The following is an 11,674-nucleotide window of genomic DNA, read 5'->3' on the forward strand; positions in this document are numbered from 1 at the left end:
AATATATCCATTTGTTTATGGTCGCTATTTTTTCGAAACATTACCAATACCTTTTTTCACTTATTTATGGATTCAATATGAAAAAATTCATATTTATTGAAAAGGTTTTTTTTTGATACTTTTTAGAGGGAGCTCATACTTCAAAGCTTTCCGGATCGCGGAAAAAGTTTGTTACTGTAATGAGCATTTCTTTCATTAAAATATCTACTTCTGCAGGTGTTTGTTGGAGATATTGCAGATAATCGGAAATTCTCTCTATCTGATGCACAGCAAGGCGTCTTTCAATGCGGCGTTGAATGGTATTTTTTTTATAATTGGAAAAATCATGGCCGGTCTGAGCTCGAATTATAGCGAATATTTTGTTCAGGTGTTTATCAAACTGCTGTTTATAATCTTGCTTACTTTGCTTAATTAAAATCGGATGTTTTATATATTTCAGCAATATTTCAGGCATCTTTTCTACAGGTAATACATAATCTACCAAACCTGTTTCTATAGCATTGTGAGGCATTCCATCATATTTGGCCTGCTTCTCTTCCTGCACCATTATCATTCCACCGGCAGCCTTTATTGTCTTCAGGCTCTGTGTTCCATCACTTCCGGTTCCGCTCAAAATTATACAGATCGCTTTTTCTGCTTGTTCGTTAGATAACGACTTGAAAAAATGATTGATAGGCAAATTTACCACTTTAGTTTTGTCCAGTTCCAATAGGTAAAAAACACCGTTCATGATCTCAATATTTTTATTGGGAGGTGTTAGATAGATGCTATTTTTTTTCACTGGCATTCCATCTTTTACTTCAAAGATTTTCATCTTTGTATATTTTTCCAGCAGTGATGCCATAATGCTTTTGTGTTTGGGATCGAGGTGTTGAATTACTACAAATGCTATACCAGCATCAGATGGCATGTTTTCAAAGAAACGTTCCAATGCTTCCAGTCCACCGGCAGAAGCTCCAATTCCAACTATTGGGAACTTTTCTTTATTCGCTTTTGCTGTTTTTTTCTTCATATAAATTCTCCAAATTTAAAGTTAATTAAATATTTGTAATTTAATAATTTTAGTCTGTTATCAGAAGGTGATGCTGTATCTTTTTTTACAGAATTAATCCTATGTTGCGATTGACGCATAACTACCTTCTTGTACATTGCTGTTACTGATATTAATGTCTATCTTCACGTACTACGTAACAAAGTGTTTATCAATCGTTTCTGTCAAACATTTTCACGGTTTAAGATTCATTTGCTTTGCAAATGAATCATCGACAAGATTTGGCTTTGCGTTTCCTCAGCTTTTCTACGCAAAACACATCAGTCGATCACAAGGTTTATTTTCTATAAAATTAATAGTATGTTAAGCTTAAAATTCATCGACAAGATTTACATTGCTAATCTTTCAAAAAATCTCTGTAAACATTCCGGTCTTTCAAATATTATGTTGTTCTTTTTTTTGGTTTTTCCGAAGTTATATATTGCGTCTAATTAATTATAAATTATACTATTAATATACCCCAGCGGGGTATTGTGAATGTGTTAAAAAAATTATTTAGCGAGGAGGTAGTCATGTTGATAATTTGGATAGTAATTTTAGTGGGTTTATTCTTAATTTTTAAAGGTAAATTGAATATTGGTGATAGACAAGATAGTCCTATAAATATTCTTAAAACTCGTTATGCGAATGGAGAGATTTCTAAAGAAGAATTTGAGCAGATGAAAAAAGATCTGAATTAGCCTGGAGGTAATCGTGTTCCAAAAAATAAAAGAATCGTGGCAAGCCTTTCTTGCAAGGCTTACCAAAGAAAACGAAGAGCAATTCGGCAAGAAAAGAGCTGATTGCTGCAATCTGAATAATCAAATTAATGGAGGTGAAAAATGAAATTCTATAAATGGCTCATATTGCTGATATCTTTGTTTCCCATTGCGTTAAGTGCACATGGTAATAATCAGTTTGGTAATCATCATATGATGGATGCGTGGAATACATCAAATTCGTTTTGGTATATAGTAATTCCTATTTTTTTACTTGTTGTATTATTCTTAGGTATATATATTTTCAAATCAAATAAAATACATTCAAATGCTATTGAAGTCCTTAAAGTTCGTTACGCAAAAGGTGAAATATCTAAAGAAGAATTTGAACAGATGAAAAGAGATATTGTCTCATAGATTTTATTTCGCTAATAAATAAAATAAGATGATAATGTTGAAATAGAATAAATCCAGACTTGCCTCAATGCGTAGGCTTGAGGTAAGAACGGATGTGATTTTGTTATTCTTAACCCAAACTTCGTTATTGGGTCAAGTCTAACAACACATATCCTTTCCGACAGCTTCACTCGCAGTTTCTTGCAGAAGCTGTCGGAAAGTTGCTTTCTCTGTCGGAAAGGTTTCTTCTGCATCGATTATAGCTTTCCGAAACCAACGGTGAAGAATCATCGAGAGAAGCTGTCGGAAAGGTGCTGACTTTCACGAGATCCTTCCGTCTTCGCTCAGCTTCGCCGGACATAGTCGGATGCAAAGCGATAAGTAACCTCAGAAAGACGCGTTTTATCAGTTGCCATGTACTTAAAGTCGTGGTTTTAAAAAAGTCGGGTTTTAACTCCTCAACTGGGTAAAAATATTTTTTTACTTTACAATAAAATATACTTGTAATAAGCAATACCCAAGAGAGAATAATTTATGAACCAAACTAAAAAAACTTTGAAAGAAAATGAGAATAGCCAAATTCGAGAACTTATTTCCCAAGCCTATAAAATTATGCATTCAAATCCAAAGAAGTGTATAGAACTTAGCAATCAAGCTCTGGAACTTTCACAAAAGAATCAATTTAATGTCGGGCAGGGCATGGCTTACATGCACATCGGATTGGGCTTTTTTCATCAGAGCGACTACCAAAATGCCTTGAAAAATTATTTGAAAGCTGAACCATTTTTTGTAAAAGAGAATTACTGGTATGGATTACGAAGTATTTACAATAATATTGGTTTGGTTTATCATCAGTGGGATAATTTGGAAAAAGCCTTGGAATATTATCAAAAAGATCTGGATCTCGCTGCAAACTTCAATGATCCTAAACTTTCCTCTGTCATATTGAATAATATTGGCAGAATATATCTGAATCTCGAGGAATATAATAAAGCAATTAAATATTTTACAGAATCCTTAGAATTGTGTGAAGAGTTTAATCTTTCGTATATGAAATCGGTATGTTATGACAACCTCGGAAATACTTTTTTGGAGCTCAATAAAGATAGTGAAGCAAGAGAATATTATAATAATTCAATTGCTGTTAAAAAGGAAATTGAAGATTTTGCTGGCTTGAATCATATCTTCCAGAATATCGCTTTACTAAATTTACAGTCAGAAGATTATCAGGAAGCATTAACAGCACTGGATTCAGCTCTGCAATATGCCAGGAAAGTAGATGAACAAAACCAAATTGTCAGTATTTACATTAAATATGCAGAAATCTATGAGAAATTAGATCAGAAAGAAAAACAAAAAGAATATCTGGAAAAATGTTTACCAATACTCGAATCCAACAATTTTCAATCACAGGCAATGAAAGCTTATAATCAAATCGCCAAATTCTATGAAAGTACTAAAGAGTATAAAAAAGCACTTGGTTATTATAAAGAATCAGCAAAAATAAAAGATCGTTTATCTGATGAAAAGAAGACTCGTATCATCGAGGAACTAATTACCACGATGGATGTAGAGAGAACAGAGCAGGAAAAGGAACTTCTAAAAAAGAAAAATATTGAACTTGAACAGATGAATAAACAAATTCTGGATCAGAAGAAGAAATTGGAAATTGCCGAAAAAGAGTTGAAAGAATTGAATCTGAATCTGGAAAAAAAAGTTATAAAGGAAATTGAAAAACGTAGAATGCAGGAACAAATTCTTATGCAGAAATCCAAACTGGAATCCCTTGGCAGGATGTCTGCAGGAATTGCCCATGAGATAAATCAACCGATTGGTCTTATCAAATTAGCCATGCAGAATATGTTCAATAAATTTGAAAATAATAAAATAACTTCTCAGTATCTGAAGGAGAAGTCAAACTTTATAGAAGAAAATATTACGCGTATCAATAAGATCATAGAACATATCCGTCTTTTTTCACGCGATCAGCAGCAGGAGAGTTCCCAGAACGTAGATGTGAAAGAAGTACTCGAAAATGCATTTTCTATGATTCAGATCCAATTTAAAAATCATAATATTACTATTGAAAAAGTTGTTGAAAATAAAAAAGTTAGCATTCTTGGTAATAAATATAGACTGGAACAAGTACTATTGAATCTGCTTTCCAATGCAAAAGATGCTCTGGATGAAAAATTTGATGAATTGGATGACTCGAAGAAAATTATTGTATTTGTAAGGGAAAAAGATAAGAACATAGTTATTTCAGTAAAAGATAATGGTTGTGGAATGGATAAAACTTCTATAGAACATGTATTTGATCCCTTCTATACAACGAAATCCGAAGGAAAAGGTACAGGTCTGGGGCTTTCCATCTGTTATGGTATTATCCAGGAAATGAATGGAACTATTTCAATAGAAAGCAACTTGGGAGAAGGCACTATCGTAGAAATAATCTTTCCAGTCTTTATAATACAGAACCGAAAGCAAAAAAAGGATCATTTATGAAAAAATTAGCTATACTTGTTGTTGACGATGAAAAGGGCTATCGGGATGAAATAAGTGAATATTTAAGTGATGGTAATTTTGAAGTATATAAGGCGGCAAAACCATCAGAAGCCCTGAAGATAATTAATACAGTTAATATAGACATTGCAATCATCGACCTGAAATTGCCGGAAATGAATGGAATATCTCTATTGAAGAAAATGCACCAATTTGATCCTGAGATCGCAATTATCATGATCAGTGGACATGGTGATATGGCTAGCGTTATTCAAGCCATGCGGGAAGGAGCACTCGATTTTTTTGCCAAGCCTTTCGATCTGATAGATATTCAGTATTCTATTGAACGAACTCAGAAATATATGGCTCTGCAGAAGCAAATTTACGAGATCAGAAATACATATGAAAAACTTCTCACTTCGCAGGATGCGGAAAAACGTTATCAGATGATCGGGTGTAGCGATAGCATGAAGCAGATCATTAATTTGATGAAAAAAGTTGCAGAAACCGATTGCACAGATGTGCTTATCACCGGTGAGAGCGGAACAGGAAAGGAACTGGTTGCCCGTGGAATACACAATCTAAGCTCACGAAAAGATTATGTATTCTTTGATGTAAATTGCACGGCAATACCCGAAAATCTGTTTGAAAGTGAATTTTTCGGACACACCAAACATGCTTTTACAGGTGCAGATTCAGCCAAGAAAGGATGGTTTGAAATTGCCCAAAACGGCACGCTGTTCCTGGATGAAATTGGTGATATGCCGCTGTCGATGCAGGCAAAATTATTACGAGTTCTGGAAGAACGAAAAATACGTCGTGTCGGTTCTTCGGAAAACATTCCCATTGATGTACGGGTAATTGTTTCTACCAATAAGAACCTTGAAAAGTTGATTTCAAAGAACCTTTTCCGAAAAGATCTCTATTATCGTTTGCACAAATTTCATATTCATATTCCACCTTTGAAAGATAGAACTGATGATATACTGCCGCTTGTAGAATATTATGTTAACGAATTTTGTACTGCAATGAAGAAAAAGGCATGCGGGTTTTCAAATCAATCTATCCAAATTCTAAAGGAATATGATTTTCCAGGTAATGTGAGAGAACTCAAGAACATGATTGAAAGAGCGGTGATCATGTCCAAAGATACCGATAAATATCTAAAGTTTGATACAAGAAAAGATTTTCATAAACCGGAAACCTCGCGAGATCTGCTTTCTCAACTTCCTGATCTTAAATTGGAAAATCTTAAAGAAATAGAAAAAGATATGATCTGCAAAGCAATGAGAAAAGCCGAGAACAATAAAACAAAAGCAGCAGAATTATTGGGAATTACACGCACCAGCCTTAATCGGAAAATAAAAAAATATAATTTGGATTATTAATATCTAATAGCCCAGCCATTCATGGCTGGGGTAAAAAAAGAGAAATGACCTGAGATCTGCTGCTTTTTCTTGTTCAAGAAAAAGCAGCAGAAGATTTATTCGTATCAATCCTACTACCCAGCCATGAATGGCTGGGCTATTTATTTCTCGTCACTTCAGTCGGACTGAGGGGTTAATAAAAAGTAATAACCCATCTGTTCTGCGGGTGAAATTCAAAGCAGAAAAGCAGAACATCTTCCCTTGTCAGGGAAGAAAAACGGAAGTAAAAGTTGAATTTTCCATATTCGCTCCCATGCCTGCACCGCCGGAGCTTGGTGAAGGCGTGTCAAGGAGAGCTGTCCGACTTCAGGAGGACTGAGGGGTTAATAAAAAGTAATAACCCATCTGTTCTGCGGGTGGAATCCAAAGCAGAAAAGCAGAACATCTTCCCTTGTCAGGGAAGAAAAACGGAAATAGAAATGAATGTTTTCCTTATTCGCTCCCATGTGAAGGGGAGCTGTCCGACTTCAGGAGGACTGAGGGGTTAAAATCCATTCACCCCGGATCGACCGCTTCCGCCCGCCTGAGCCGAACGATTCCGTTCACCTGTCTTAACTATCTGATTATAAAAGAATAAACTTCCCTTGATTCCGGATTACCAGCCAAAACTACCGACTGATTTCGTTCAGTCAGGATTTTGATGAAATTCTCTAATCATCTGTTATTCAACACTTTAACACAGTTAACCATTCTGGCATGTAAATTGCCATTATAATACAATATTAAGGTGGTGAATTTATGCAGAATGTAGCGATCTATCAAGGCGATCAGTCAGCCCGGAAAGAGCTGTGTGAGTTTTTCAACAACAAAGGTTATTCTCCCTTTTTTGCCGAAACGCAGTCCGACCTGCTCTCTCTTCTGGATAGTGAAGGATTATCGAAAGCTTTCATGTACGTACGCAATCTTTCCGATCTCCGCTTTCTGCAGCTTATTCGCTCATCCTTTGCCGAGGTGGAGATCAATCTCATCATTCCGCCGCATTTGCAGGAGATCATCGAACTTCTGCAAAACAGCGATTTCAAGATTTTAAATGAAGTAACGCAAATAGTTTAAAAAGAATTATATCCTTTGAAGGAGGAAAAAATGAGGATTAAAGGTTTGTTTTTATTGTTTTTATTAGGATGTTATATGTTGGGTTTTGCAGCCATTCCGGCTCCGGATAACAACTGTCTTAGTTTTGACGGAGAAAATGATTATGTGGTTCTGGCCAATGAATCTGCTTATGATGTAACATCTCGTTTTACAGTCGAATTCTGGATCAAGGTTAATGAATGGGATCGAGCCTGGCAGGCGATCATCACCAAAGGAGATGATACCTGGAGAGTTCAACGCGATTTTGAAACAAACTATATCCGCTTAGATGTCGGCGATAAGTTTGTCTCTTCAACCACCGAATTTAACGATGGAGAATGGCATCACGTAGTCTGTGAAAAATATGATAATCAACTGAGAATCTATGTGGATGGAGTAGTTGAAGATATTGAGTGGTATGCTCCGCTATGTCCCACGAACAACCAACCGGTAATTATCGGTGAAAATTCAGGTGCATCAGGTCGATTTTTCAATGGCCAGATAGATGATATCCGCATCTGGAATAGGGCCAGGTACCATAATACATCTTCTCTTCCTCCAGATTTATGGAATCATCCGCCGGATTTAAGCAATGGAGATTTAATTTCTTATTTTTCCATGGATGATGATTCCGATCCCAATCTGCTGGTGGACGACAAAGGAACCGGAAACGGCACAATTTATGGAGCACAGTATGTTTCTTCGCCAACTCCGGTAGGACTAAACTTGTATGCCGGAGAGTATTTTGATCCACTTGTCTTCGAATATGATCTTGTGAAGATATATGGTGATGTTGGTATCAGAGATTCCTTATTCATCGAGCCAGGGGTAACAGTTGAATTTCTAGGTCATTACAGCATCACAGTTCATAATCAAGCTTATTTTACGGCAGAAGGCACGGAATCAGAGCCAATTACTTTTACTGTTGCCGATACAACAAATTTCTCGGTAATGAATGATGAAACCGATACTGCCGGCAGCTGGAAAAATATAAAATTTTATAACGCTCTGGAATTAGGAACTATTAATCATTGTATATTTGAATATTCTAAACAAACTGCCGTAGTTATAAATTACAATGCTAATTTGCAAATCTCAAATAGCTTATTTAGGAATAATTATTCACTGGGAAAAGCTGGAGCTATCTATGTATACGACAATGGGTATAATGATCTGATCACAACTATTGATAATTGTGTGTTCGAGAATAACAGGGCTTATGGATTCAATTCTGATGATGCAAATGGCGGTGCTATTTATCTTTCTGCGACTGATGTTCTGATCAAAAATTGCCTGTTTGATGGAAACCAATCCGTAAATACAGGGGGAGCAATTGCCCTGGATAGTTCTTTGAGCGGAAATGTAACTTCATTCTACAATAATATTCTTATCAATAATTCGTCTGAAAACGGTGGTGCTTTATGGATAAAAGATTATGACCATAACACTTTCAACAATAATATCTTCAAGGATAATTCAGCTACCAACGGCGGGGGCATTTATTTCGACGGAACTGCCAATCTGGCACTTTATAATAATATCATTATGGGAAATACAGCAAATTCCGGAAATCAGATCTATATCAACTCCTTCGATTCCAATCCTTCTTTTGAATACTCCATCATCGAAGGCGGTTTTGCCGATTTTGCCGGAGCGGGAGTGTCTTCCTACAGCGGAACTTATGATCATTGCTACGATCGCGATCCGCTCTTTGTGGGCAGCGGCGATCATCCTTATGATATTTCTGATGTTTCTCCCTGTATCAATGGCGGAAAACCCGGTACCACAGCCGGAGACTATGATTTTCTCGGTAATGACAGGATTTTCACTGCCACAGCCAGCAACAACGGTGATATAGATACTATCCTTAATTCTATCGATATCGGTCCTTATGAAAAGCAGCAGGATTCCGGTATCATTTCCAATGATTTCACTGTAAGCTCCTATTTGAACCTGCATCATGATCTCACCATTCCCGATGGGACAACTTTTACAATAAATGCAAGTGTTAATATGGAACCCGATGTATGTATCAATATTTATGGCAGTCTGATTGCTCTAGGTACTTTCGATTATCCCAGAACTATCGATCGACTCAATATTGATAACACTACCGATGAAGCGGTGTTAAATTTTTTCGGTCCATCCACGGAGGATAATTTCTCACAATTAGATTTTTGTAGGATAACACAACCGGGAACTACCAGCAATGTTCAATATGGTGGTGCGATCTATGTGGAAGGTTATGATGATCTGCTGATTCGAAATTCCCAGTTTAAATATGGCAGAGCTGAACACGGCGGAGCGCTGGCTTTTGTGAATTCCTCTGCCGAGATGAATAGCTGTGTGCTCATCTCGAACCAGTCGACCACTTCCGGCGGAGCTATCCACTGCTCGAATGCTTCACCCATTCTGGCAAACCTGACGATATATGATAACACTTCCGACGGAACTTATGGAGCTATCGCTGCCGATGCCCAATCCGATCCGGAAATCTCCAGCTGCATTATCTGGAATAACGGAGACTCTCCTGTGTCTACCAATTTGAATGTAAAGTTCTCTGATGTGGAGGGCGGTTATGACGGCGTGCAGAATATCGATGCCGATCCGAATTTTGTGAGAACTCAAGTTAATAATGTCGATTTGAGACTTAAATCCATTTCACCCTGTTTAAACGCTGGTATGGTCGATACTTCTTCATTGAATATGCCGAATCTTGATTTCTATGGAAATCCCCGCATTCACCAGCACACCAACAGCTACTACACTCGTGTGGATATGGGGGGGTATGAATATCCCGGCTTGAGTAGTCCCTACAATCTGGAAGCTTCGGATGGCAATAATAACTATCCGGGTTACGTTAATCTCTCTTGGGAATTCAATGACGGCTATAATCCATTGAACGGGTTTCAGATCTACCGCAATAATAATCTCGTCGGCACGGTTTATCCTCAAATATATTCCTATTCCGATTATGAAGCCACACCGGGTGTTATGTATGAATACAGCGTCGTTGCCTATGCCGGTACCGAAATTTCCGAACCCAGCACGGACAGCGGCTACTTGAAACCAAACGGTATCATCACCGGCACCATCACCACTCCCAATAATAATCCGGTAGCAGATATTACCGTTTCACTGGAACCTTCCTCCGGGTATTGTCTGGAATTTGATGAAGGTATTTTTGGCTCTGAGGTCGGTAATATAGATTTTTATGATACAACATTAGAATTCTGGATAAAAACCCAACAAACTGATACTGATTTATTTGATTTTATATCTGTAACGTTGCCTGATAGTGTGGAAACTATTGAAGCTTCACTCCAAATCGATGCTGCCGGCAATCTAATTTACACGGATGACGCTATTTCCATTCAGCAGGATGTGGATTCTCTGGTGGTGAATGATAACCAGTGGCATCACATTGCTGTTGTTACGGATCTGGCACAAAGCAATACAAAAATGTATATTGATGGAGTGCAAGTTGCCGATGATAATTCTGCCATCGATATTTCAGGCTCATTAATTTTTATTTGCGGAAATGTGGATTTCTTTAGCGGTGTATTAGATGACATCCGATTATGGAATACGGTTCGAACCGAAGAGCAGATTAATGCAGCGAAAAATTTGGTGATTCCCTGGAATTCGGAGGGATTAGTTGGTTATTGGGGCATGAACGAAGGCTCCGGTGATATCTGCTTTGATGCAACTAATTACGGAAATAATGGTAATATGTATGGCACTTCATGGTCGGCAGATGAACCGGGAATTGTACTGGGCGGTATCACCAATAACTGGGGCGAATACAGCATTACGCAAATTCCTTTCGGCAGTTATACTACTTTTACTGTCACGCCTTCCAAACCCGGGCATTTCTTTCAGCCCGAGCAGCGTCTCATCACCCTCAGTTCCAGTAATATCAGTGCCAATGACGTGGACTTCACCGATGATTCTCTGCTGCCTATCAGCGGAAGGGTGATGTTCCAGAACACCATGGAGCCTGTGCAGGAAGCCTATATCCTGCTGAATGGCGCTAATTCCATCCCACCCACCATCACCGACGATGAGGGCTATTATGTGATGGAAGTGGAACACGGCACAGAATGTCTTCTTTCGGTCGATTATCACGGTCACGAATTCAATCGCGTCTGGGATCTGGGTGCAGTTACCTTCCCGCAGGCAAACAAACATTTTGAAAACGTTACCCGCACCTGCTGTCTGGTGGAAGTGCTGGGCGGTGAAGAAGGTTTTCCCATCGGCGCTTTCGATATTCTGCTGCAATCGATGAGCGGAAATTTTGCCGACACGCTGCTGGCTGGTTCCTTTAGCGGTCAATGGACAGCCGGACGTGTGATCGTGGATAACATTCCGCCCTTGAATTATAATGTGACCGTAACGCCCAACAGCGCAGTCTATCCCGGCGATCCCTTCGATCTGCTGCTCGATCAGCAATTTACCGATCTGCGCACTCAGTCTTCTGATCTGCGTTATCCCGATCTGGACAATCCCAATGCCATCAAAGATACGCT

7 protein-coding genes are annotated in these 11,674 nt (G+C 38.2%); 6 read left to right on the plus strand and 1 reads right to left on the minus strand.

Going from position 1 to position 11,674, the window contains the following annotated elements; all coding sequences use genetic code 11:
* Positions 1-133: 133 nt before the first annotated feature.
* Complete coding sequence (locus tag K9N40_11710; protein ID MCF7815133.1) at positions 134-1,012, minus strand: hypothetical protein; 879 nt, start codon at positions 1,010-1,012, stop codon at positions 134-136.
* 551 nt (positions 1,013-1,563) lie between these two features.
* Here K9N40_11710 and K9N40_11715 point away from each other — a divergent pair.
* From K9N40_11715 to K9N40_11740, 6 genes are all read left to right on the plus strand, one after another.
* Positions 1,564-1,731, plus strand: coding sequence for an SHOCT domain-containing protein (locus tag K9N40_11715; GenBank protein MCF7815134.1), 168 nt, complete (start codon positions 1,564-1,566; stop codon positions 1,729-1,731).
* Positions 1,732-1,962: 231 nt separating this feature from the next.
* Entirely contained in the window at positions 1,963-2,166 is a 204-nt protein-coding gene (locus K9N40_11720; GenBank protein MCF7815135.1) for an SHOCT domain-containing protein, read from the plus strand.
* A 513-nt stretch (positions 2,167-2,679) separates the two neighbouring features.
* Positions 2,680-4,650 (plus strand): tetratricopeptide repeat protein, encoded by a 1,971-nt coding sequence (locus K9N40_11725; GenBank protein MCF7815136.1) that lies wholly within the window; start codon positions 2,680-2,682, stop codon positions 4,648-4,650.
* Positions 4,647-6,035, plus strand: a complete 1,389-nt coding sequence (locus K9N40_11730) for a sigma-54 dependent transcriptional regulator (GenBank protein ID MCF7815137.1) — start codon at positions 4,647-4,649, stop codon at positions 6,033-6,035. Before K9N40_11725 ends, K9N40_11730 begins: the two co-directional genes overlap by 4 nt.
* A gap of 777 nt (positions 6,036-6,812) precedes the next feature.
* A complete protein-coding gene (locus tag K9N40_11735; GenBank protein MCF7815138.1) occupies positions 6,813-7,127 on the plus strand; it encodes a hypothetical protein in 315 nt (104 codons plus the stop codon).
* Between the two features lie 30 nt (positions 7,128-7,157).
* A partial coding sequence (locus K9N40_11740) for a right-handed parallel beta-helix repeat-containing protein (GenBank protein ID MCF7815139.1) occupies positions 7,158-11,674 on the plus strand: 4,517 nt, incomplete at its 3' end.

The sequence above is a fragment of the Candidatus Cloacimonadota bacterium genome, from assembly GCA_021734245.1.
In the GTDB taxonomy this organism is placed as follows: Bacteria; Cloacimonadota; Cloacimonadia; order Cloacimonadales; family TCS61; genus B137-G9.

Bases quoted from the DNA above. Each gene is read 5' to 3' on its own strand.
- K9N40_11710 (MCF7815133.1), bottom strand. From the start codon at position 1,012: ATGAAGAAAAAAACAGCAAAAGCGAATAAAGAAAAGTTCCCAATAGTT.
- K9N40_11715 (MCF7815134.1), top strand. From the start codon at position 1,564: ATGTTGATAATTTGGATAGTAATTTTAGTGGGTTTATTCTTAATTTTT.
- K9N40_11720 (MCF7815135.1), top strand. From the start codon at position 1,963: ATGATGGATGCGTGGAATACATCAAATTCGTTTTGGTATATAGTAATT.
- K9N40_11725 (MCF7815136.1), top strand. From the start codon at position 2,680: ATGAACCAAACTAAAAAAACTTTGAAAGAAAATGAGAATAGCCAAATT.
- K9N40_11730 (MCF7815137.1), top strand. From the start codon at position 4,647: ATGAAAAAATTAGCTATACTTGTTGTTGACGATGAAAAGGGCTATCGG.
- K9N40_11735 (MCF7815138.1), top strand. From the start codon at position 6,813: ATGCAGAATGTAGCGATCTATCAAGGCGATCAGTCAGCCCGGAAAGAG.